Origin of the sequence: Lacinutrix sp. Bg11-31 (assembly GCF_002831665.1) — a bacterium.
Classification (GTDB): Bacteria; Bacteroidota; Bacteroidia; order Flavobacteriales; family Flavobacteriaceae; genus Lacinutrix.
This window is the reverse complement of sequence record NZ_CP025118.1, coordinates 1,007,963-1,033,503: the sequence shown is the minus strand read 5'-3', so window position 1 is coordinate 1,033,503 and position 25,541 is coordinate 1,007,963. Positions and strand designations below refer to the sequence as shown.

The following is a 25,541-nucleotide window of genomic DNA, read 5'->3' as shown; positions in this document are numbered from 1 at the left end:
TTTATTATATTTTAATTACTCAATTTTAAAATTCTTAAAGCACCTTGAATTACTATTGTAAAAACGATTATTCCTATTATTAAATCTGGTATTCCAGAGTGTAGCCAATTCACTAACAGTCCTGCAATTATTACACCTACATTGATAATAATATCGTTAGAGGTAAATATCATACTTGCACGCATATGCGCTTCTGTACTTTTAGATTTTTGTAATAAGAAAAGACAAATTCCATTGGCGATTAAAGCAAAGATTGAAACGACAATCATTGTAGAAAACACAGGCAAAGCATCAAAACCTAAAAATCTACGAACAACCTCAATAATGCCTATGACAGCAAGTGTTATTTGTAAATAACCTGCATATTTTGCAATGCGTTTCTTTTTTAAAACTGTTCCACCAACTGCTAAAAGGCTTAAACCATATACAAAAGAATCGGCAAGCATATCTAAACTATCAGCCACCAAACCCATTGATTTTGAAATGATTCCTGTACTCATTTCTATTATGAAGAATAGAAAATTGATTATTAAAACCGTCCATAAAAGTTTGGATTGATTTGTACTAGATTCTTCCATAATTATTTCCGTTTGCTCGGAACTAACTTTACTTTCTTTTAGATTTAGTTCCTTTATAGCATTTTCAATAGGAATAACTTCGTTAATATGAAATACCGTTAAAATTCTATTCTCTAAATCAAAACCAAGTTGCTTGATGCCATCTATATCTGATAGTTTCATTCGTATCAGATTTTCTTCAGAAGGACAATCCATTTTTGATATTTTAAAAACTGTTTTAAACATCTATCTATATTTTAATATTTCTTAATCTTAAAGCATTTACAATTACGGATACCGAACTAAAACTCATTGCCAAAGCAGCAATCATTGGTGAGAGTAATAATCCGAAAATAGGATATAAAAGACCAGCTGCAATTGGAACTCCTAAGACATTATAGATGAATGCAAAAAAGAGATTCTGTTGAATATTTTTTACCACTTTATGGCTTAATTTTTTCGCTTTTACAATACCTTGCAAATCGCCTTTCACCAAAGTTATTGAGGCACTTTCTATGGCAACATCAGTTCCTGTTCCCATTGCAATACCAACATCAGATTGAGCTAATGCAGGTGCGTCATTAATACCATCGCCTGCCATTGCAACCACTTTACCTTGTTCTTGAAGTGTTTTAATTTCGTTAAGTTTATCTTCTGGAAGACATTCTGCTTTGTAATGCTTTAGGTTTAATTGTGCTGCTACTGCTTTTGCAGTATTCTTATTATCACCTGTTAGCATTATAACTTCAACGCCATTATTTTGCAATTCTGTTATTGCTTTTTGACTTGTTTTTTTAATGGCATCAAAAATAGTGACATAACCAACTGCTTCATTTTCTACAGTTATATATGAAACTGTTTTACCTTGTTCTTGTTCAGCTACAACTTTGTTGGCTAAATCTTTTGAAATTGAAATAGAAAACTGTTCTAACAGTTTGGCATTACCCAATGTTATCTTTTTTGAATCCACTGTACCAATAACTCCTTTTCCTGCTACTGCTTCAAAATCGTTTACTTTAGTGATGGATATTTCTTTCGATTTCCCATAATTAACGATTGCTTTTGCTAAAGGATGCTCGCTATATTGGTTTAAAGATGATATGTATTTAAGTAAGTTTTTTTCTTCTATTTTATTTACAGAAATTACTTTTTCTACAGATGGTTTTCCTTCCGTAATTGTTCCTGTTTTATCAACAATAAGCGTATCCACTTTATTCATTTTTTCTAAAGCTTCTGCATTTTTTATTAAAACTCCAGATTGTGCAGCTCTACCAACACCAACCATAACAGACATTGGTGTTGCCAAACCTAATGCGCAAGGACACGCAATAATTAATACTGCAATAGCATTTACAAAGGCAAACACATAAGCAGGTTCTGGACCAAAAATTGCCCATGCAATAAATGTGATTACTGAAAGGATTAAAACGATAGGGACAAAATATTTAGAAATTCTATCAGCTAATTTTTGAATTGGTGCTTTAGAACGGCTGGCATTATTTACCATATGAATAATTTGCGAAAGTAAAGTTTCTGAACCTACTTTTTCGGCTTTCATTACAAATGATTTTGATCCGTTTATGGTTCCAGAACTCACTTTGTCATCCACATTTTTATCTACTGGAATAGGTTCTCCAGTAATCATAGATTCATCAATATTACTATAACCTTCAACAATACTACCATCGACTGGTATTTTCTCGCCAGGCTTAACACGTAGTAAATTCCCTTGTTCAATCTTATCAATTGCAATGACTTCATCTACTCCATTATTAACAAAAGTTGCTGTTGATGGTACTAATTTTAGTAATTCCTTAATTGCTCCACTTGTTTGACTGTGTGCTCTTGCTTCTAATAATTGACCTAATAAAACTAATGTTAGAATAACTGTTGTTGCTTCAAAATACACAAATACATTACCATCAGCAGTTTTGAAATCCGCAGGAAAAACCTCAGGAAACAACATTGCAAATACACTAAATAGCCAAGCTATTCCTGAACCAATACCAATAAGCGTAAACATATTAAGGTTCATTGTTTTTATGGAAGTCCAAGCACGCTTAAAGAACATCCAAGTTGCATAAAAGACGACAGGAATTGATAATGAGAACTGAATCCAATTCCAATTCTTTTGCCCTAAAACAGCATACAATGGATTGTTTTCTAACATTTCAGACATTGCGATTAAAAATATAGGAACAGTAAAAATGACTGCAATCCAAAACTTTTTTAATAGCTTTTTATAGGTTTTATCTTCTGCTGAAATATCTGCTTCTAATGGCACTAAATCCATTCCGCAAATTGGACAAGCTCCAGCTTCGTCTTTTATAACTTCTGGGTGCATAGAACACGTCCATTGATTGGATAAAGCTGTTGATAAATTTCGTTCTTCCACTAAATCCATTCCGCAAACAGAACAATCGCCAGCTTTATCATAAGTTTTTTCGCCTTCGCAATGCATTGGGCAATAAAATGTTCCTATTCCTTTAACAATTGGTTTTTCTTCTTTTCTGTCGATAGGATGCTGTTCTCCAAAATTATTAATACTATATCGTCCACCATCATTTTTAAGCGCTTTTTGAAATGTTTCTAATGCAATATGTGATTCCATTTCGATAGTTGCTTCTGCTTTTTCTAAATCAACAGTTGCTTTTAAAACACCTTTCACTTTTGAAAGCGTTTCTTCTACGTGATTACGACAACCGTTACAGGTCATTCCGTGAATGTGATATGTGTGTTTCATTATTACTGTGTTAAATAGTTAATAATTGTAGTTTGTAAATAGTAGGTTTTAATAGATTCTATTTGATTTATTTGAAACTTTAATTGTAGTTCTTGAATATCTAAAACATCATTAAAATCTATGGTTCCTGTTTCGTAGCTTCTTATTAAAATGGTTTCAGCATCTTTGGCTTGTTTTAAGTTTTTAGTTTGAGTATTATAACTTATTCTTCCTGAAATTCTTTCGTTTACTGCTTTATCTAAAAGCGTTTCTAACATATTTAAGCGTTCTTGCTTTTGAGCTAAAATTACTTTTTGTTGCAACTCATTTTGCTTGGTTTGCGATTTGTATTTATTATTGAATATTGGAATTGAAAGCGAAACCATTGGCATGAAGATATCCTTTCCGTTGTCACTAAAATTCATATTAGGACGTTCGTTAACGCTTATATAATCTAGTCCAAAACCAATCATTGGACTGCTTTCTTTTTGATTCAATAATTCGGATTGTTCTACGGAACTATAAAGTTTATCATATTTCAACAATTCTGGATGTAATGCTAAATTTTCAGAAGTTATTTCAAAATCTTCCGAAGGTAAATTCAATTCATTTATAACATTTATTGCAATAGTTTTGTCTCGATTTAATAGTTTATTAAAAGTGGTTTGTTCAGCCAAAAATTCTTGGCTCAATACCTCTAATAATTGTTGCATTTCATTTTGACGCATTTGTAATCGTAATACATCTACAGCTGATGCTTTACCAACTTCAACAGATGTTAGTGCTAATGTTTCGTAGGTTTTTAGAAGTTTTATATTTTCTGTTAGTACATCTTGTTTTCCTTTACTAGCATACAAATTGTAATAGGATTGAGAAATTGAAGCTATTACTTTTCGTTTTGCAATAACAATGTCTTCGTATTTAGCATCTGCCAATGAACTTACATAACTTTCGCGTGAAGTAATAGTACCAAACCAAGGCAACATTTGTTTTGCTGATACTTTAAAACGTTGTGCTCCTGTTCTGGTTTCTGGTTCACTTATAAAATAACCTACACCAAATTCAGTATTTGGTAGTGTCTTAACTTCATTCACTTTTTCAGTAGCAATGTTATACTGTAATTCGAATTTTTGAATTTCAGGATTATTGTTTAATCCTTCATCAATGAAAATTTCTAATTCTTGTGCATTAGAAAAACCAACAGTTAAAAGACTTATGAGTATAAAAATTATTCTTTTCATTTGTTTTTTCTTTTTAGTTTAAACTCTTCTCTCCAACTATATAAAACTGGAACAATAAAGTAAGACGTGATGTCTATGACCATTCCTCCAAAAATTGGAATTGCCATAGGAATCATAATATCACTTCCTTTTCCTGTGGATGTTAATACAGGTAATAAGGCAAGAATAGTAGTTACTGTAGTCATTAAACAAGGTCTAATGCGTTTTTCTGCTGCATGTAAAGCAGCGGTTCTAATACTTTTTTTATCTGAAGGTTTTTCGCGATCAAAAGATTGTGTTAAGTAGGTTGCCATTACTACTCCATCATCTGTAGCAATACCAAATAGTGCAATAAAACCAACCCAAACTGCTACACTTAAATTGATGGTTTTCATATTAAATAGGTCTCGCATATTCTCACCAAAGAAGCTAAAATTGAAAAACCAATCTTGACCATATAACCAAATCATAATAAAACCACCTGCAAATGCAACAGTAATTCCTGTAAAAACCATTAACGATGTAGTTACAGATTTAAACTGAAAATACAGAATCAAGAAAATAATAGCAAGTGCTAATGGAACGACAACAGACAATGTTTTTTCTGCTCGTAATTGGTTTTCGTAAGTTCCTGTAAACTTATAACTGATGCCTTTTGGAACAATTAATTCGCCAGAATCTATTTTCTGTTGAAACAAAGCTTGTGCATTTTCTACTACATCCACTTCTGCAAATCCGTCTAATTTATCAAACAACACGTAACCTACTAAAAAGGTGTCTTCACTTTTTATAACTTGTGGACCTTGTTCATATCGAATAGTTGCTAATTCGCTTAATGGTATAGGACTTCCTTTTTCAACAGGAATATAGATGTCTTTTATATCTTCTGGATTACCACGCAACTCTCTTGGATAACGCACTCGTATACCATAACGTTCTCTTCCTTCAACGGTTTGAGTTAATTGCATTCCGCCAATTGCGACTTTTAAAACATCTTGTACATCTTGAATAGATATGCCGTAACGTGCTATTTTTTCTCTATCAATATCAATTAGCAAATAGGGTTTACCAACAATTCTATCTGCAAAAACTGCTTCCACTTTAACACCTTCTGCTTGTTTTAAAAGACTTTCTAATTGTAAACCAAAAGCTTCAATTTGTTTTAAATCTTGTCCTTTTACTTTTATTCCCATTGGTGCGCGCATTCCTGTTTGAAGCATTACCAATCTGGTTTCTATAGGTTGTAATTTTGGAGCAGAAGTTACTCCTGGTAATTTGGTGACTCTTACTATTTCATTCCAAATATCATCAGGATTTTTAATTTCTGGTCGCCAGTTTCTATAGAATTCACCATCGTTATCTATAATTAATTGAGAATGCTCAAGTTTCGTAAGCGTTGTGTTTTCTGAATTGTTAGGATTTGCAATAAAACGTTCATCTTTTAATTCGAATAAACCATCGTCATTTACTTTGTAGCGTTGTCTTTTTCCTTCTGAATTACGCATATATTCAGATTTGTACTGAATCATATTTTCGTACATTGATAAAGGTGCAGGATCTAAAGCAGATTCTGTTCTACCAGCTTTTCCTACTACAGTTTCAATTTCTGGAATAGTAGCAACAGCCATATCTAATTGTTGCAATACACGTTTATTTTCTTCAACACCAGAATGTGGTAAAGACGTTGGCATTAATAGAAAAGAGCCTTCGTTTAAAGATGGCATAAATTCTTTTCCTGTATTATTCATAATCCAAGCTCCAGAAATAAGAACGGTTGCAGGAATTATTAAAAACAATACTTTATTTGCTAAAGCCCATTTTAAAATTTGACCATAATATTTTCTAAAAATTGTGAATATTCCTAAAATTCCGAAGCAAATAATAGATACAAAAATTAAGTTGATTAAAATACTTCTATCAAAGCCTAACGGTCTCCAATATTCGGCAAGTAGAAATACAATTGCAACCGAAGAAATAATAATATTTATTAGATTTATTTTTTTGGTATCTAGTTTTCCAAAAACGCCTAATAATCCAGTAATTCCGAAAGCTATTAAAATAGTTCCTAACCAATAACCACTTATCACAATTACAATTCCTACACCTATTAAAGCTCCATTTAAAAGATATCTAAACGAATTTTTAAGTGTTGTTTTTCGGAATAAATACGCAGCAAATGGTGGAATTAAAAACAAGGCAATAACTAAAGATGCTGATAATGCCATTGTTTTTGTAAACGCTAAAGGTCTAAATAGTTTTCCTTCTGCTCCAATCATTGTAAACACAGGTACAAAACTTATAATTGTAGTTAAAACAGCAGTTAAAATTGCTCCAGAAACTTCGGCAGTTGCATTGTAAACCACTTCATTTATAGTGTATTCTGTGCCATCTTCACGCAATCGTAAATTGTTATCATCCAGATGCCTTATCATATTTTCTGCAAGTATAACACCTACGTCTACCATAGTTCCAATAGCAATAGCGATACCAGAAAGTGCTACAATATTAGCATCTACATTAAACAGTTTCATAGCGACAAAAACCATTAGTACTGCAACAGGTAGTAATCCAGAAATTAAAATAGAAGCTCTTAAATTAAAAACCATAATTATAATCACCAGAATGGTAATTAATATTTCTAGTGTTAATGCTTCGTTAAGTGTGTCTAAAGTTTCTTCAATAAGTTCGGTACGATCATAAAAAGGAACAACGGTTAATTGAGATATGCGTCCATCTGCTAATACTTTTGTTGGTAATCCTCCTTTAAGTTCGTCTATTTTAGCTTTTACATTTGTAATCACTTCCATAGGATTTGCACCATATCTTGCAACAACAACACCACCAACAACTTCTGCACCTTCTTTATCTAATAAGCCTCTGCGTGTTGCAGGACCTATTGATACTTTACCAATATCTTTAATTTTAATAGAAGTATAATCTTCTGAAGTTACTACAGCATTTTCGATATCTTCAATCGATTTTACATAGCCTAAACCACGAACTAAATATTCGGCTTGATTTATTTCTAAAGTTTGCGCTCCAATGTCTTTATTGCTTTCTTTTACAGCTTTTACAACTTGGTTTAAACCTATATTATATTGACGCATTAATTCTGGATTAACATCTACTTGATATTCTTGTACGTAACCGCCAATAGATGCCACTTCAGAAACACCACTTGCAGCTGACAGCGAATATTTTACATAGTAATCTTGAATACTTCGCAATTCCTGTAAATCCCAACCACCAGTTACTTTTCCGTTTTCATCACGACCTTCCAATGTGTACCAAAATATTTGCCCTAAACCTGTGGCATCTGGTCCCAATGCAGGATTTACATTTTCGGGTAATAATCCGTTTGGTAATGAGTTTAGTTTTTCTAAAATTCTACTTCTACTCCAGTAAAACTCAATATCTTCCTCAAAAATGATATAGATGCTCGAAAACCCAAACATTGATGAACTACGAATTGTTTTTACTCCAGGAATCCCAAGTAAAGATGTGGTTAATGGATACGTGATTTGGTCTTCAATATCTTGTGGCGAACGACCATCCCATTTGGTGAAAACAATTTGTTGGTTCTCGCCAATATCTGGAATAGCATCTACAGCTACAGGATTACTTGGTAAAAATCCAGTTTCCCAATTAAAAGGTGTGTTGACAGTTCCCCATCCAACAAAAAGGACGAGTAATAGCACTGCAACGAGTTTATTCTCGATAAGAAATTTGATTGCTTTATTAAGCATATAGTTTGATAATTAAACAGTTAGACATTGGCGCTATGAAAACACCGAATACAACAAATTATCCTTATAACAATACAGTTATAGGATAAAACAGTCTATTGTTTAAAAATCAAATTAAGTAAGTCTCGTCAATCTTGAAGATTTCTTTTATGATGAGTGGTGGTTCGTATTCTTCAAACGAAGATACATTTTCATTTAAACCTTCAAAAAGGTTAATATATGTGTAAACAAATGAAGCTATAAATACTTGTTGTTCAAAAGAAATTTTATCGACTTGTAATTTTAATTCGTTCTGACCATCAACTATTAATTGCTTATCATCACAACAATTTTTCTTGTTAATTGAACAACCTTCGGAAGAAGGTTTTTGCATTTCCATACCACAGCCTTTTGCTTTTTGGAATATGGCAGTTTCTACTAAAGTACCTCCACAATAATGCATGCTCATTGTAAAGGACATTGTAGAGAATAACACTACAAAAGCCATTAGAATTGACAATATTTTATGTGATACTTGCTTCATCTTAATTCCAAAGGTATGAAATTTTAACAACTCTAAATTTTGTTTAACATAAGTTTAGAGTAAAAAAGTTTATTATAACCTTCAAATTTCATTATTTTAAAATCAAAAAGGCTATCCTACATATCTTATCCTTTAAATGCTTATTAGGTTTTATCCAATACTTTCCGTTTTCATAGGATTATCAATTGCTAGTCAACTTATGCAATTAAGCTTTGTAGTAATATAACACATTTCACTTCGCTCTTACGTCGCTTCATAAAAAGAGTGTTCCATTACAGTATATAAGAAACTTTTATAGAGTTTTTTTTATGTAAAATAGAGATAATTAGACTTTGCTTTGCCCAAGCAAAGTTAAATAACGCAGAACATTATAATACATTTTTAATTAGGGATTATTCAGTGGATGATTCATCATTAAAAGCTATTTAGAACAAACTTCATATATATTGTTTTGTAGCTATAATTCTATATTATGTAAAATAGCCGCTGCCAAACGCTCGATTGCTTTTTAAAAATTTAAATACTCATGGCATTTATTTTTAAATACAATTATCCATCGCTTGCCAACGCCAAAAAAAAGCTAGTTTTTAGTTGTTATCAAAATTCTCGTAATTGAGTATTTATAGGTGATATTTTTTTCTACACGATTCTCGTGTCATTCCATAAGAGCTTAAGTTTTAAGAAAAACAAAATTATAAGCACTTGTTCTAATACAGCATTTGTATATCATTTTTTGGCTTTTAGAGTTTAATGAGATTTAGATCTGGAATTAGAAATTGTTAGCTTTAATAGTTAATTATTATCTTTTTTTCTTGATAAAAAAAAGAAACAAAAAAATCAAGGCTCACATACAAATTTGGAAACAATTACGGCTCAATAGCTATATTTTAGAATAAATTATAATGATTAAAGTAACTTTTAAAATATTTTAATCTTTTGATTATCAATAGTATTTTGTGCTAACTCTCTAAAATATCTCACGCTCATTAACCTATTGTTTTACCAAATTTATATTAGGCCTTTTGCCAACGCTTCATCTGGGTAAAAACCTGTTACGCTATTTAACATAATAAATTAAACTTTAAGTTTATTAGTCATATTTTCTAAAGCATATTTTGCTAATTCTGGAATTGTGTTTGAAGAAACATTAATTTCCTAATTTAATAAACTGGGCATTAATCTAACATTATTTTCTATGAAAATATTGCTATTTACTTGCAATAAATCTTTTGATGGAATTAGATAAAAAACCTTCGGTTCTTGATCTATTATTAAAACTAAAACAACAAACAAGTTGTCTTTTAATTCTCCTAAATCTTGTTTTTTTATTTTTATACTTCTTTGTTGAAGTGTCTAAATCTATGGATTGCAGATATAATTGGTTTTCTCCGATTAAAAAATCTACTCCTTCTCTCCCATTTTCTCTTTCATAAAATTTAATTTGAGCTTTTATAGGCTCTGACTTCATAAATTCTAATATACTTTTATTTATAGAATTCATTTTTTTAATTTTATCTAAAAAAAATATAATGACAATTACTAACTAGGAAATTGTTCAGCAATAAGTCTTTCTAATTGGGAATGTACATCAGCTCTTTTGGTTCTCTCCTATCGTCGTTTCGTAAAAAGCGTATTCCATTAAATTTTTAAATAAAGATTTGAGAAGAAAAAAAACAAAAAAAGTTGAAGTAATAATCTCGCTTTTACCAAAGCAAATTAATACCGAGTCGAGCTCTGCACAGGCGCCACGCAGAACATTGTGATACAGTTAGTTAGGTTTTTTTAATCTTAACAATAAATATGCAATTATAGATTGTTCTAACCCTTCTGCCAAATCTTTCATCTGCCTTTTGTCTCGAATGTGTTTACAAAAACCCATCCAAGATTCTTTGGTAATGTTTTGTAATAAATCCAATTGAAAGGAAGTTCTTAAAATTAGGTTTTGATACGATTCTAAAGAAGTCAACATATTTTCTTTAGGAACCGACCAATTGCCTACCCAATGGGAATCATACAAGAGTACGTCTGAGAAAATAAATTCTCCTCCTTTTTTTAAGACTTTATATGCTTCTGCTAAAAAAGTTTCTCTCGTATGAAAATGAAATACTGCTTCTACAGAAATAATCAAATCAAAATGATTTTCAGGAAAAGAAAGTTGTGCAGCATCCATCACTTTAAAATAGCAATTAGGATACTGTTGTTGCGCATAGGAAATTTGTCTAGAAGAAATATTTATTCCCGTAACTTTTGCATTGGGAAACTTTCTTTGAATGGCGTTTGTAGTTGCTCCCAAACCACAACCGACATCTAAGATCGTTATTGGCGCTGTTGTAAGATTGATCAAATCTAAATGTTTTTCCATTAAAGCCTGACATGCTTCTTTGAGTAACATATTTGAATGTTCCCAATAGCCTACATTATAAAAAGCACTATCATTGTACAATTCTCTCATCACTGGAGAAAGAATCATATCATCATAGTTATTAATAAAATAATTTTTAGCTGTTGTCATTCCAATCAATTTTTACAGGTATAGAAGCCGGACCTCTTTGTACAAAAGGATGCATTCTCCAAGAAATTTCATCTAACTTAGGATTGTATGCTGCTACATGTTTTAACCAACTATTTAATCCTGTAGACGCTTGTAATTGTGCCAATCTAGCTCCAATACAACGAAAAGCTCCTACTCCATAGCCTAAATGTTTATATTCCCTGTCTAATATGAGTTGCTCAGGGTTTTCAAAAACGGAAGCATCTCTATTTGCTGCGCCTACTGATACTAACAATTGACTTCCTGCTGAGATATGTTTATCATCAATCTTAATATTTTCTTTCGCAATTAGCATAATATATTGAAGCGGACTATCATACCGAATAAGTTCATCAACTCCTTTGTTTAGTAACTTCGGATGTTCTCTAAGTTCTTGCTGCGTTTTTGGATGATCATGCAGTGTTAAAAGTGAATTCCCAAAAAAGTTCATCATATTTTGGTGACCTGCATAAAACAGTAAAATCAGCATGGAGATCAAAAAAGCTTCCTGATCGGGTTCTTGATGACTATTTTCTAACAAAACTGAACAAAGATCATTGCCCAATTCGTTTTTCTTTAGTTTGATGAGTTCTTTTAATTGTTGAATAAAAGCGGCGCCTTCTTTTGTTTGTTTTCCCGTTTCGATATCAATACAAGATAAATAACCGTTGTCCATTTTTGCAACTAGATTGCTAAATGTTGCTCGTTGATTTTCTGGAATTCCGATGATTCTACAGATCGTTCCAAACGTAAAAGGATGTGCAAAATCACTGATAATATCAATATTGCTTTTCCCTTTTAAATTCATCAGTAAATCATCTGCCAACGCTTGCATTGATTTTTCATCAATTTTTAAACTTCTTCCTGCTAGTTGATGTAAAATTTGCTTTCTATAAGGCCGATCACCTTCTGGAGATAGTGTATACAACGTTGTTGCGATTGCTTTTTCTATTGGAGGAAGGTTTCCAAAAATCCGTTTATCTTGTCCCCAATGCAAACATTTTGGACTTTGTAACAATTCATGCGCATTTTTATAATCAAAAATAATCCATTGACCTGATGGTAATTGATATACAGATTCTTGCTCCTGCATCCTTTTGTATGCAGGATATGGATTTTTCATGCCAATCGAAAATGTATGTGCTGTTTTTGTCATAAGCTATTAATAATCAACTGAAGTAATTTTTTCTGTTTTTGAATATACTAAGATACTATTGAAGCTTTTATGATTCTTGATTCAAATAATTCATATTCCGTAACTATTTTTACTGAGTCTCTTTAAATCATCAGTTTAGGAAAAAGAGAAGTATCTTTTTTTGGTGCATGTTCTTTTAAATTTTCGATTGCTTGTATATTTTTAGGAGTAGTTCCTAGTTGATGACTAAAATAAAAATCATCAGCAACCTTATATGCCTTAAGTTCTACTGGATCTGTTTCAAATTTTCTGTGATAATAGAACGTAGGTTTTTCTTCTGGTAGTAAAACGCTTGTGGCTACTACTCTATTTTCTTTACTCATATTTGGAGGAGATGCATGAAATAAAGTCTGGTCAAACACTATAGCTTGCCCTTTTTTTGTGGGTATTGCTTTTAAATAATGTTCTCTAAGTTTTTCTTCTTTTTCTATTAAAGGAAATGGTGTTCCTGCGGCTCTTTCATGTCTATAAAACAGATGGCTTTTGGGTACAAGTTGAAGGTTTCCATTATTTTCGTCAGTACAGGCCAACGGAAACCAAAAACTTAAGCCAGGTCTGCCTTTAGGTTTTACCATAGAAATATCTTGATGCAATGGCATATAACTATTGACATCATTTGCTTTTTTTACCGCATATCCACAACACATTTGCCGGTATGATTTAAAATAACGTTTTATGGTAGCTGCTAAAATGCTAGATACTTTTTCATGTACTAATTTTCGATGTGAATGGTCTGGAACTAAAAGAGTTGCCGTAAATCCAACTTGATAATTTAAAGAGATTTCATTATATACTGCTAATAATTCATCCAAAACATCAAAATTATCAATGGTAAGTAGTTGAAATCCTTGAGCTGCAAATTCAAAGTTCATAGTCTCATCATGAAAAATATCCCAATTAGTATTATGTTTCATATTTCTAAATTTATATTAAAATTGATCGAATTAGATTGAACCACACAAGAGTCTCGTTCGTACGGAACGTTTTTTTAGTCATAAATCATTTGTTTTAGCACTTTAATCACTGTTGCTGTTGTGATAGTACTAGCATAATCACAATATAACTTTCCTTTAGGGTTTTCCCATGGTTTTTCACAAGACGGATCCGTCACTCTAAGATTAAAACCGCCAGGAAATCTACCATCAAGTAGTTGTGTATTTAATAAATTCATAATCTCAGCAGTGGTATCCATATTTCGAAGTTGCTTACTTCCAATTATTAGAGCTTGTTCAAATACAGTGGCTCCATTAGATGGGTACTCAATATTTTTATAGAATTCATCTTCTGACAATTCTAATTTTTTAAATAATTCTAAATAATGATACGTGCTATAGAGATGATTTTTCCACCAATAACTTCGCCATTGCCCATTAGTTGGAGCTATGCTCTTTAGGTATTGAATGAGTTCAGGATATAGTTGTTCTTGATTTTTTGTTGATAATGCCATATATGATATTGGAGTAACGCAAGGATGCGCATCTGCCCAATGTTCTGGTTCTGTATATGTTGAAAAACCTCCTGATGACTTCCAGTATGACATTAAAAATTCTTCATCTTTTGAGTGAGTAGGCCTTTTTAATAGTTTTAACAATCTAAGTGTCCAAGCAGTAGAATCAGCATCAGCTCCAGTTGTTAAATTATATCCCCAACCTTTTTCATAATCTCTATCGTTTTCTAGCCAATCGGCTGCTTTATTTGCAGCCTCCATAGCTTTTTCAAACCCAGAGATATGTCCAATCTCAGCCAGCGCATAGCCAACATAAGCTGTTATCCAACCTATAGATGTTCCAACTGGTAAATAGTAATCTCCCCATGATCCATTTTCATTCTGGATATGAATTAAATACTGAATAGCTCTTTGAAGTTTTGTCTGAATATAATCGTTAAAATTAGCTGAACTAGATTCAAAGTTTATAGGCCATTTAGGTTTCAGGTATACATTGATTCTTGTTGCATTAGAAGAAGAAACTCCCATGCCTAAAAAAGCAACTTCGTTTTTGTTATCCAATAAAGATTTTTCAATATTTATTTTTTGTAACCCGTTTTCTTTTGTTAGCTCATTTATTACATTTATCCATTCAGCATTTGATTTTGTGATACAATGTCCACATAAATCAATTTTTGCATCTTCTAAATCTCCTGTACTTAAATCAAACCCAATGCTAAATACCGTTCCAGATAAGCTCATGGATTGATTTGAGATCACTTTTGTAAGGAAATTGTTTATTTGTGGAGTATTCAGTGGATTAGTTCCCAAATTGCGTAAGAGTGTTGGTGCTGTTAGCCTAAAATAAATTTTTGCTCTTCCTAATTGTGGCGTAAGAGCTTCCAATCCAATACTAGCAGTTACCGCATATTTCCTAAGAATTTGGACAATCTTTAGACTTTCACTTGTATCTGGAAGTACTTTAACTAACCATTTCTCTGACATATCCCATCCACCTTTAATTCCTAAAGGTTTAGTATCTAAATATAAAGCAATTCCTGGTTGATCTGGTGAAGCACCAATCCAACAAGCTCCTCTGTAGAAATCATTGAGTTGAGAAACTGTATCACAATGTAAGACTTCATGAAATAAATAATCACAGTATGCTTTTAATGAAGTAGTTTTTGTCTGAACTAATGTCTCTTCTAAGATTTTTTTACTAGCAGCAATTCTAAGTTTAGGCTGAAAAATTTCGCATGCGGGATCAGCAATGAGTCTCATCTTCACTTTTTTAGCATTAGAAGATAAACATAATTGTAAGGGTGATCCATCATTATTGAGTTCTGAAACTCCTCCAAGACGTTTGGATTTTTTGTCAAAATTCAATAAAGTTTCACCTAAAAGATTGATTTCTTTCGTATTCTCAGAATAGGAATGAGCTAAATTTAATAACGTATTTACCTCATTCCCTAGACTTAATATTTCTTTCATTATAAAATATAATTGTTCTTTCCTAATTGTCTTTTCAACCTATTAGTCAGCAACAATATGAATAATACTCACAGTACCTTGAATAGTACCACTTTCACCAACTGCTCCAGCCATCCCTGACTGACCTGTGCTACCACTTGATTTTCCACTTCCACCGTTTCCACCGTTTCCACCGTTTCCACCAACTCCACCAGCTCCAACAGCTGATTTAGCTGTTTTTCCTGTAACACTATACTGATCGGATTTTTTGTAAGTAATGTTGACTGTGGTTCCATTACCACAATTTCCACCGTTACCACCATTTCCGCCATTGGCACCATTGCCTCCGTTTCCACCAGGAGATCCATCTGCTCTATAAGCTCCATCAGAATCACCGTTTCCGCCGTTTCCACCTTTTCCACCGTTTCCACCGCTTCCGCCGTTACCGCCGTTACCGCCGTTACCGCCAGCGCTATAAACTTCTATATTTCCTGTTAATTCTCCAATATTAAAGGTTGCTGGTCTTGCTGCTTGGCCATCTTCGCCATTTTGTCCTGCGGCTCCATGTAATCCAGAACCTCCTGAACTACCCACCGTAGATTGGTCACAACCTGATGCCCAATTACAATGAGCATTTCTTCCAGAAGCTCCATCAACTCCTAAACCTCCATCAGGTCCGTTAGCTCCGTTAGCTCCTGCTCTTCCTACTACTACTATATTTTTGGAATCTGTTTTACTATTTTTTGACATAATAAATAATTTAATTAGTTTTTGTTACTATTTTGATCGTTACTTGCGCTATAATTTTGAGCGTAAATTTGTATTCCTTTAATTTCAAGATCATTGAATACAATAGAAATAAGATCCTATTTATTAAAGGTTATTGGCATAACTATCGTTTAATTGTTAATAAATATAGCTTGCTCAGTCTTTGTAAGACTTCCTATTGAAGCGTGACAAATTGCACGTGTTTCAAATTGTCCGTTTCCCAGAATTTTCATTTCTTCAATTAACAATACTGCTGGGTTACCTTTTAGAATAAGTTTTCCTCCTGGTTGAATGATGATTCTACGGAAATTATATAGTGAAGCTTCAAAAGTTCCACGGAATTGCTCAATAGCATTTTTGTAGTCAGCTACTTTGTTAGCATCATTAAATAAATAAATCCAACCTGCTTTTTCTATATCTGAAACTTCTGTAGCACTAAGTTCTGATGAAGCTATGAATTTTTTAGTACTCCAAGCTTTAGAAGGCATTTTCCAAGGATAATTATCCGCATATTTATTGCTTCTTCCAATCCATTGTTTGAATTTGTCAACACTTTTAGTAGAAATAATTTGCGGTTCTAGACTCATACTCATATTCTTTTCTTCACCAATTACTACTGTTTCACCAACAGAAATTAGTAAATCGCTACCTACTTGCTTTATATTGAAAAGGCTTTTTCTTTCAGTTAGTAAACTTGACGATTGTTTTAAAGTTGCCATTTTACTTTCTTCAAATAGATTAGAAAAATCTTTTAAATCTGACTTCTTAAGAAGAGAATTAAATTCATTCATAACTTTACAATTATTAATTTTCGCCTACTCTTTAATGGATTTTCAGCTTTCTCCGTATATTTTAAAACAAAAAAATAGTGAATTCTTACTATAAATTTGAAAATAATTATTTAATAGAATCTCATGTGGTGACATATAATCTATATCTGTTTTTGTGAACATGTTTCGGATTCCTCTATACTAAGTTGATGCTGTACTTAAATCACTCATTTTAATGTATTAATAGTTATAAAAAACATCTTAAACCTTTAGTTATTCTTATTATAATATAAAATTGAAAGCTTTCATTTAAGATAGCTCAAATTAAGTATAATTAAAAAGATGAAATAGAGTATAAATACCTGATTTTATACTCTTTTTTAGAAGCAAAAGACCTAAAGAAGCATTACATTTTTATATTCTTATCAAATAAATAGCTTCATCTATTTTGAATAAAAAAGAGAAAAAAAAGACTTTAAAATGAATTGATTGAAAATGCAAATGAGAAATTAAAAAAATGAGATTATAGATTTTAAAAAGATAATTAATTATTCAATAGGTAGGAAATAACCACATTCCTTACACATTCCCACTTCACTCCTATTGTCGTTTCGGGCAAAGCGTATTCAATTACTTTTTTAAATAAAATTTAGAAAAGAAAAAAAGAAATAATTATTTGGTTTATGTCGCTCGCTTTTAGCCAAAGCGAAGTAACATAACATTATAGTGCAAATGTATTGTTTAGTTAATAAGAGTAGTTTATCCATTTGATAGCTATAATGCAGTATTATGTAAAATATTCCAGTATGTGTTGTTTTCATAACAAACGTTTGTACTTGGGTAATTAATTTAGCTTTTTAATTAAACTATAAAAATTTTAAATAAAATTGCTAACATAAAAATCCGTTTGAAAATTATTTTTTTATTAGCGGAATATTAATTTGCTTCCCATTTTTTAATATCACTTTTACTATATAATATCCTGATGATTTAATTGAATTTTCAATAGTTAAACTACTCTCTGCATTTTTATATTCTTTTTGATATACTTTTTGCCCTAATATGGTATATATATTTATAAGAATATCTTCACCATTAAAAGCATTACTCATGATATTGAAAGAATCATTTGTTGGATTTGGGTAAATAATCACTTTATTTTCTAGTGTAAAATCAATAACACTTAAATTGCAGTCAATATTTACACCAGTTGCTATTAAATTTGAAGGTTGCCATAATGGTTGTCTTGTAGGATGATTTAATGCCGCTATAACTCTATTAATTTGACCTTGAGTAAACATTTTATAGCAACCACCATAATAGGCTTTATAGCCCATATAATTTTCATAATTAACATTATTACCGCATTGAACGTTTTGAGAGCAAAAATTTTGTATATCAGAATATAGTATTTCCGCAGGAGTATCCATTACTTGATCTAAATTTCCACAGTCTCCTTCATGAGTATGGATTAAATTAAAAAAATGGCCAATCTCATGTGTTAATATAGAAGCGGTTTCACTATCTGTATTACCTGTTAAATAAATTCCATTATATACAACTCTAGCTATATTGTCATCTGACATTTGTGTACTTGGATACCATGCTACACCATTGTAAAAGAGATATCCATTTGCATAGAGATCATTAGTAATATAAATATTCATATACTTATAGTTGTCCCAAGCATCGTTTGGAACGATAGTGCTATTATAGTTTGCTTGCCCTGATGCTACAGAATGAAAAACAACACCATCTGTACAATTTCCATCCGGATCTAGTGTTGCTAGTTTAAATTCTATATCTAAAGAACCTCTAATTCCCATAAAATAAGCATCAACTGTATTATAATCTGTATTTAAACCTTGAAATTCTTCATTTACTTGTGCTATAGTATTTACTATTGTTTGATAATCTACTGGTAGTCCACCTTGAACTTCTCCATAAACATGCACAACAACAGGAATTACATACGAAGTTGTGCGTGATAATTTATTCTGTTTTAGGTTATTAATAAATTTTTTTGAATACTCATTAAACTGTTTGTATTCATTTAAAGATTTTGGGTGTTGTTGAAAATATATATCATTAACTTCTGAAGCATTACAATCTAAACTTGAATTTTGGGCTGTAATACTTAATGATACTATAAGTGTTATTAGAACTAAGAATATTGTAGTTGATTTCATTTTTCTTATTAAGATAGTGAATTTTCCTATTTTATAAAAATAATGTTAATATTAAATAAAGGGAATTACACTTTTTGTGCTTTTATTTGAATGTCTGATTTTTAATGCCATTCCAAGCACATTTCACTTTTCTCCAATCGTCGCTAAGCAAAAAGAGTGTTCCATTAACATAGTAAAGAAACATTTTAGAATAATTTTTTTAAGAAACTGAAGAAGAACCTTTCGCTTTTAACCAAGATTCTGGTTACATAACGCGATACATTATAGTGCCAATTAGATATAATCCTCAGTTTAATAGTACAATCTAAAATCAAGTAGTTTACACATTTTGTAATGTTTTTGATGCAACTCTTCCACAACATTTAACATATTATCATCTTCGGTAAATAAATTAAAGAATACTATATCAAGATTTGAGCTAGTTATTCCAATTCTTTCATTACCGTAACCAGAAACGCCTTTTGCACCAGTAACATCCAAAAAATATTGTGCTTCTTCTTCGTCTAAGTCTAAAACTTTTGCATTCGAAAAATGTAGAATCTTACCTTGTAATCGTCCTTCAAAAATTTCTGCAATTTCTTGTAAACTATAGTAGTAATCGTTTAAGCAAATACTATTTGCTTCACCTGTAATAACCAAGTAAATTATTTCGTAGTCTTTAAAATTATGGTCATCTAAAGCCAATGCATTTAAGTTAGATTCTAATCCTTCAATAGTGTCGCATGTATTATAAATACTGGCTACACCATATTGCATGGATAATTGTTCTAGTTTTTGTTGTGCTTCGGTAACGGTATCTATTTCTATATCTTCAACCGCTTCTAAACAGTAAATAAAATAATCTGTATCTATTAATTGTTCTTGTGGTAATTGTTGTCTTTTATCTAACAAATTTCAGAATTTATGGATAGTTATAAATCACAAAACTACTATAAATCTTTTATTCTTTTTAATGATTTTGTATAAAACACATGGAGACTAATTCATGAAAATAATTGTAATTAACTTAATCTTCAAACAAACTTCCATCTGCCAAACCCAAAGCAAAATATGCCAAGTTTTTCATTTGTAAATAATGGTCTTTCATTTCTAGATTCAAATTAACATAATTAAAATTTTGATGCCTTCAAAAAGCCGCAGCTGTAGCAGTATAAACTGTAAATGCTTTAGCACTTTTTTTTCGATTTCTAAAAGCTCTATTTCTTGTTGATTACTAGAAAAAGAAAGAGCAGTGTTTATAATAAAAATAGGAAGTAAATATTCGACAGAACTTAAAAGTGGCTAAATAGTAGTTATTAAATATTTGCATATAATAAACCTCCAACACCAAATTAAAGCCTGTAATTGTTATTAGTATTAAGTTTACACTAATATTAATACCATCAACAGTAGTGGTAATATTAATAAATAAAACAGAGGTTAACTGAATATTTACATTATATATACATTTCTACTCCGCTCCTATCGTCTTTTCTGGCAAGAGTATTCCATTAAATTCATAATTTAATTTTTTTATTTTGTTTAATATTAACTATTAAACGTTAAACATTTTGTATTTTTGCTTTATATTTTATTATTAAAACACCATATAAAACTTACTATTATGTTTGGATTATTTAAAAAGAAATCAGAAAAAGATAAGTTGTATGAACAATATCAAAAACTTACTAAAGAAGCACATAGTCTTTCTTCAACTAATAGAAAACTAAGCGATCAAAAGGTATTTGAAGCTGAAGAGCTTATGAAAAAAATAGAGAAGCTAAAATAAGAAAAATAACATTAGTAAACGTTAATGCAAAACGATACAAATATAAAAATGCATTTTCCAGCAGAATATAATGCTATACTAAATAGAATAGCAACCATAGATCCTGTTGGTTATGGTAAATCTAGAGATTATATAGATGGTGCAGTAAGTTATTTATCGCCTTATATTTCTCGTGGTGTTATTTCTACAAAATTTGTTTATCAAGAATTATTAAAACTTGGTTTTCAACCAAATACTATATTAAAATTTATTCAAGAGCTCGCGTGGCGAGATTATTGGCAACAGGTTTGGATTGCCAAAGGAGATGCTATAAATCAAGATATAAAGCATACTCAAACTCCAGTTGTAACAAACGGAATTTCCAAAAATTTAGCGAATGCGAATACGGGTATTATAGCGATAGACAATAGCATTGAACAATTTTACAAAACAGGCTACCTTCATAATCATTTAAGAATGTACATGGCTTCAATTGCTTGTAACATTGGTCAAAATCATTGGAAACATCCTGCTAAATGGATGTACTATCATTTATTAGATGCAGATTGGGCTAGCAATGCATTAAGCTGGCAATGGGTTGCAGGAGCAAATAGCAATAAAAAGTATTATGCAAATCAAGAAAACATTAATACCTTTTGTTATAGTGACCAAACGGGCACTTTTTTAGATGTATCTTATGATGATTTTAAAAACTTAGCAATACCTACTGTATTGTTACCTTCAGAAAAATTAGAATTAAAAACGCCGCTTCCAGAACCAAAATCGATACGTATAAATAAAGAGCTACCTACGCTTATTTATAATTTCTACAACTTAGACCCAATTTGGAAAAAGGAACAACCAGCAAATCGCGTTTTTTTATTAGAGCCTTCGCATTTTGAAGACTATCCAGTATCTCAAAACACGATTAATTTTATAATTGGTCTTTCAAAAAACATAGAAAATATTCAACTATTTGTGGGAGAATTTAATGCCCTTAAAACCACATATAATTTAGAAAGTATCTATTACAAAGAACACCCTTTAAACAAACATTACCAAGGTATTGAAACGCAAAGAGATTGGCTATTTTCTGTAAAAGGCTACTCCCCTTCTTTCTTTTCTTTTTGGAAAAAGTGTAAAAAGGAAATTATATTTTGAATACAAAACCCATAAATATAGTTTGGTTAAAACGAGACTTGCGATTGCAAGATCACGAACCTTTGCATAGCGCAGCGCAAGCAGGCATTCCGTATCTTATTATCTACCTTTTTGAACCCAATATTATTGAGTATCCAGATACGAATTTAAGACATTTACAGTTTGTGTATCATTCTATAAAATCACTTAATAACCGCTTAAAAAACTACAATCGTTGTGTTGATGTTTTTTATGGAGAAGCCACAGAGATCTTTACTTTTCTTAGTAAAAACTATTCTATTCAACAACTTTTTAGTTATCAAGAAAGTGGTACAAAAACCACTTGGAAACGTGATAAACAAATCAAACAATTTTGTGATAATAGTAACATTGTTTGGAAAGAAAGTCAGCGAGATGGTATTATAAGAGGGCTTAAAAATAGAGATACTTGGAATAAGCGATGGCACGCTACAATGCACGCGCCTGTTATAAAAAACAGCTATTCAGTTTCAGAACTAAATACACTAGAACATTCTTATGTAGTACCTTCAGAATTAGTTTCTAAATTAGAAAACTATCCCAAACACTATCAACCTGCAGGAGAAGAAAATGCGTGGCGTTATCTGAAGTCTTTCACTCAAAAAAGAGGCTTTAATTATCATAGGCATATTTCTAAACCTACAGAAAGTAGAATTGGGTGTAGTAGATTGTCTCCCTATTTTGCTTGGGGAAATATAAGTATCAAGCAAGTGTTTCAGTTTGTAGGCACACATCCAAACGGAACAGCAAACAATCGCGCCTTTTCTGGAATGCTAACACGTTTACATTGGCATTGTCATTTCATCCAAAAATTTGAAGTAGCATGTATCTATGAAACGTTATGTATTAATAAAGGGTACGAACTGTTAGCGCACAAAAAGAACGAAACATATATTAAAGCTTGGAGAACAGGACAAACTGGCTATCCCTTAATAGATGCCTGTATGCGTGCTGTTGAACAAACAGGATGGATTAATTTTAGAATGCGTGCCATGGTTGTTTCCTTTTTAACCTTAAATTTAGATCAAGATTGGCGAGATGGTGTGTATCATTTAGCACGTCAGTTTTTAGATTATGAACCTGGTATTCACTATCCGCAATTTCAAATGCAAGCAGGAACCACAGGCATTAACACCGTACGACTTTATAATCCTGTAAAAAATTCAGAAGAGCACGATGCTAAAGGGATATTCATTAAAAAATGGATTCCTGAATTAGAGAATGTTCCAGAAAGGTACATTCATGAACCTTGGACAATGAGCGCTATGGAGCAAACCTTTTGTGGTGTAACCATTGGTGTAGATTACCCATTGCCAATAGTTGATCTTAAAGCAAGTGCTAAAATGGCAAGAGATAAAATTTGGGGCCATAAAAAGCATCCAGCAGTTAACGCTGAAAAAAACAGCATTTTAGCAACACACGTAAATAAAAGACGATGAAAAAAACCAATTTACCACAAAAGATATGTGTGGTCTGCGACAGACCTTTTACATGGCGTAAAAAATGGGAAAAGAATTGGGAGGAAGTAAAATATTGTAGCGAACGTTGTAGAAGAAATAAAACATAAATGAAAAAAGTAAATCTAATTTTTCCGCATCAACTTTTTGAATCGTCTCCACTTTTAGAGAATGGTTTTCCTGTATATATTATTGAAGAATTTTTATTCTTTAGGCAATTTAACTTTCACAAACAGAAAATAGCTTATCATAGAGCAACAATGAAACATTACGAAGCTTTTTTAGCTTCTAAAAATAGTGAAGTTGTTTATGTAGAATCAATAGATACTATTTCAGATGTTCGAGAATTAATTCCGTTTTTAAAATCGAAAGGTATTACCAATATTAACTATATAGATCCTGTAGATAATTGGCTTCAGAAAAGAATTGAGAAAGGCTGTACTGCTAATACTATTGAAAGAACCGTCTTTGATTCGCCATTATTCTTAAATACTAAAGAAGATTTACAGCCTTTTTTCCGAAGTGATAAAAAGAAATACCACCAAACGTCTTTCTATACAGACCAAAGAACTAAAAGGCATATTCTTATTGATTCAGACGGAAAGCCAACTGGCGGAAAATGGACTTTTGATACTGAAAACAGAAAAAAATATCCTGCAAAAAAAATACCACCAGCAATTCAATTTCCAGACGTTGATTCCTTTTACAAAGAAGCGCTTGATTATGTAAATAAAAACTTCTCAAAAAATATTGGCCAACTCAGTGAGAACTCTTTATATCCAACAAATTTTAAGACCTCTAAACAATGGTTTCAGCAGTTTTTAGAACAACGTTTCTTAGAATTTGGGACCTATGAAGATGCTATTGTAGCAGAGAATTCTATATTAAATCATAGTGTATTAACACCAATGCTAAATGTGGGTTTGATTACACCTAAAAATATCATTGAACAAAGTATCACTTTCGCGAAAGCAAATAATATCCCTATTAATTCATTAGAAGGTTTTGTGCGTCAAATAATAGGTTGGCGCGAGTTTATACGTGGCATGTATGAAAGCAGAGGAAGTGATGAACGAACACGTAATTTTTGGGGATTCACTAAAAAAATTCCGAAGTCATTTTATGATGGAACAACAGGTATTTACCCAATAGATCAAACCATTAAAAAAACACTAGAAACAGGTTATTGCCATCATATAGAACGCTTAATGGTGTTGGGCAATTTTATGATGCTTTGCGAATTTGATCCAGACGAAGTATACCGTTGGTTTATGGAACTCTTTATAGATAGCTATGATTGGGTAATGGTGCCAAATGTGTATGGAATGAGTCAGTTTGCAGATGGCGGATTAATGGCTTCAAAACCCTATATAAGTGGTAGTAACTACTTAATGAAAATGAGCAATTATAAGAAAGGCGAATGGCAAGCCGTTTGGGATGGATTATTTTGGCGATTTATGGATACACATCGCGGTTTCTTTAAGAAAAATCCAAGATTAGGAATGTTGGTTGCTATGTTTGATAAAATGCCACAAGAAAAAAGACAACAGCATATTGAAAATGGTGAAAAATATTTACAAAGTTTAACCCTCTAAATAAAAAACAATGGTATTTGATACAACCTATAAAAATGAAGATTATAACCAACAAAGTCTATTGCTTGTAGGAAAATCGTTTCGCTTTATAGAACGAATAAAACAAGGAGGGATTGGCTCAAGTAGATTAATTATTAAATCAAAAAGCCCAAAATTAGATCTTGGAAAATTAAAATTTGGAGAAATAGATTACGGCAATATAGAGCTTCGTCCAAAAGGTATTATTGTACATTATACAACAAAACTAGAGCGTTTCTCTTGGATTATTCCATACTACCGATTGGTTATTTACAACTCACAATTTTTTAGTATTCATGCCAATGGAAATTGTATCCAATTTTTGAAAAACAAGAATTACAGTACTAACAAAAAATTTATTAATAAAATGATTGCTATAAAAAATGAGTATTTAAATCTTTCTTATTATGATTCATAGCATAAAAACCA

General features: G+C 31.5%; 20 protein-coding genes. 6 read left to right on the top strand and 14 right to left on the bottom strand.

Annotated features, from left to right (window positions below; translation table 11 throughout):
* Nucleotides 1-11: 11 nt before the first annotated feature.
* The 14 genes from CW733_RS04710 to CW733_RS04645 all read right to left on the bottom strand — a co-directional run bounded on the left by CW733_RS04710 (nucleotide 12) and on the right by CW733_RS04645 (nucleotide 20,007).
* Nucleotides 12-803, bottom strand: a complete 792-nt coding sequence (locus CW733_RS04710) for a cation transporter (RefSeq protein WP_100996099.1) — start codon at nucleotides 801-803, stop codon at nucleotides 12-14.
* 4 nt (nucleotides 804-807) lie between these two features.
* Nucleotides 808-3,300: a heavy metal translocating P-type ATPase gene (locus CW733_RS04705; protein ID WP_100996098.1), complete on the bottom strand. Its 2,493-nt coding sequence runs from the start codon at nucleotides 3,298-3,300 to the stop codon at nucleotides 808-810.
* 2 nt (nucleotides 3,301-3,302) lie between these two features.
* Nucleotides 3,303-4,520, bottom strand: a complete 1,218-nt coding sequence (locus CW733_RS04700; RefSeq protein WP_100996097.1) for a TolC family protein — start codon at nucleotides 4,518-4,520, stop codon at nucleotides 3,303-3,305.
* Nucleotides 4,517-8,245 (bottom strand): efflux RND transporter permease subunit, encoded by a 3,729-nt coding sequence (locus CW733_RS04695; protein WP_100996096.1) that lies wholly within the window; start codon nucleotides 8,243-8,245, stop codon nucleotides 4,517-4,519. Before CW733_RS04695 ends, CW733_RS04700 begins: the two co-directional genes overlap by 4 nt.
* Before the next feature lie 109 nt (nucleotides 8,246-8,354).
* Nucleotides 8,355-8,768: a hypothetical protein gene (locus tag CW733_RS04690; RefSeq protein WP_100996095.1), complete on the bottom strand. Its 414-nt coding sequence runs from the start codon at nucleotides 8,766-8,768 to the stop codon at nucleotides 8,355-8,357.
* 1,207 nt (nucleotides 8,769-9,975) lie between these two features.
* Nucleotides 9,976-10,269: a hypothetical protein gene (locus CW733_RS04685; RefSeq protein ID WP_100996094.1), complete on the bottom strand. Its 294-nt coding sequence runs from the start codon at nucleotides 10,267-10,269 to the stop codon at nucleotides 9,976-9,978.
* Between the two features lie 267 nt (nucleotides 10,270-10,536).
* Nucleotides 10,537-11,280, bottom strand: coding sequence for a class I SAM-dependent methyltransferase (locus tag CW733_RS04680; RefSeq protein WP_157811538.1), 744 nt, complete (start codon nucleotides 11,278-11,280; stop codon nucleotides 10,537-10,539).
* The gene (locus CW733_RS04675; protein WP_100996092.1) at nucleotides 11,267-12,454 is read right to left on the bottom strand and encodes a cytochrome P450; all 1,188 of its coding nucleotides are present in this window, start codon (nucleotides 12,452-12,454) and stop codon (nucleotides 11,267-11,269) included. The genes CW733_RS04680 and CW733_RS04675 overlap by 14 nt, the downstream gene beginning before the upstream one ends.
* A 122-nt stretch (nucleotides 12,455-12,576) precedes the next feature.
* Nucleotides 12,577-13,407: a phytanoyl-CoA dioxygenase family protein gene (locus CW733_RS04670; RefSeq protein ID WP_100996091.1), complete on the bottom strand. Its 831-nt coding sequence runs from the start codon at nucleotides 13,405-13,407 to the stop codon at nucleotides 12,577-12,579.
* Nucleotides 13,408-13,481: 74 nt separating this feature from the next.
* Nucleotides 13,482-15,410, bottom strand: coding sequence for a prenyltransferase/squalene oxidase repeat-containing protein (locus tag CW733_RS04665; RefSeq protein WP_100996090.1), 1,929 nt, complete (start codon nucleotides 15,408-15,410; stop codon nucleotides 13,482-13,484).
* Nucleotides 15,411-15,452: 42 nt separating this feature from the next.
* Nucleotides 15,453-16,139, bottom strand: a complete 687-nt coding sequence (locus tag CW733_RS04660) for a hypothetical protein (protein ID WP_100996089.1) — start codon at nucleotides 16,137-16,139, stop codon at nucleotides 15,453-15,455.
* Between the two features lie 149 nt (nucleotides 16,140-16,288).
* Nucleotides 16,289-16,948 (bottom strand): hypothetical protein, encoded by a 660-nt coding sequence (locus CW733_RS04655; RefSeq protein ID WP_100996088.1) that lies wholly within the window; start codon nucleotides 16,946-16,948, stop codon nucleotides 16,289-16,291.
* 893 nt (nucleotides 16,949-17,841) lie between these two features.
* On the bottom strand, nucleotides 17,842-19,116 hold the full coding sequence (locus tag CW733_RS04650; protein WP_100996087.1) for a zinc-dependent metalloprotease: 1,275 nt from the start codon (nucleotides 19,114-19,116) through the stop codon (nucleotides 17,842-17,844).
* A gap of 291 nt (nucleotides 19,117-19,407) precedes the next feature.
* Nucleotides 19,408-20,007, bottom strand: coding sequence for a DUF6642 family protein (locus CW733_RS04645; protein ID WP_100996086.1), 600 nt, complete (start codon nucleotides 20,005-20,007; stop codon nucleotides 19,408-19,410).
* 712 nt (nucleotides 20,008-20,719) lie between these two features.
* Here CW733_RS04645 and CW733_RS16405 point away from each other — a divergent pair.
* Genes CW733_RS16405 through CW733_RS04620 form a run of 6 tightly spaced genes read left to right on the top strand, consistent with a single transcriptional unit; the run spans nucleotide 20,720 to nucleotide 25,530 of the window.
* On the top strand, nucleotides 20,720-20,884 hold the full coding sequence (locus CW733_RS16405; RefSeq protein ID WP_157811537.1) for a Lacal_2735 family protein: 165 nt from the start codon (nucleotides 20,720-20,722) through the stop codon (nucleotides 20,882-20,884).
* Nucleotides 20,885-20,908: 24 nt separating this feature from the next.
* A complete protein-coding gene (locus CW733_RS04640) occupies nucleotides 20,909-22,024 on the top strand; it encodes an FAD-binding domain-containing protein (protein WP_232730396.1) in 1,116 nt (371 codons plus the stop codon).
* Nucleotides 22,021-23,481, top strand: coding sequence for a cryptochrome/deoxyribodipyrimidine photo-lyase family protein (locus CW733_RS04635; RefSeq protein WP_100996085.1), 1,461 nt, complete (start codon nucleotides 22,021-22,023; stop codon nucleotides 23,479-23,481). Before CW733_RS04640 ends, CW733_RS04635 begins: the two co-directional genes overlap by 4 nt.
* Nucleotides 23,478-23,609, top strand: a complete 132-nt coding sequence (locus CW733_RS04630; RefSeq protein WP_100996084.1) for a DUF2256 domain-containing protein — start codon at nucleotides 23,478-23,480, stop codon at nucleotides 23,607-23,609. The genes CW733_RS04635 and CW733_RS04630 overlap by 4 nt, the downstream gene beginning before the upstream one ends.
* Nucleotides 23,610-25,094, top strand: a complete 1,485-nt coding sequence (locus tag CW733_RS04625; protein WP_100996083.1) for a cryptochrome/photolyase family protein — start codon at nucleotides 23,610-23,612, stop codon at nucleotides 25,092-25,094.
* A gap of 10 nt (nucleotides 25,095-25,104) precedes the next feature.
* Nucleotides 25,105-25,530 carry a hypothetical protein gene (locus tag CW733_RS04620; RefSeq protein ID WP_100996082.1) on the top strand — a complete coding sequence of 142 codons (426 nt, stop codon included), beginning with the start codon at nucleotides 25,105-25,107 and terminating at the stop codon, nucleotides 25,528-25,530.
* Nucleotides 25,531-25,541 lie beyond the last annotated feature (11 nt).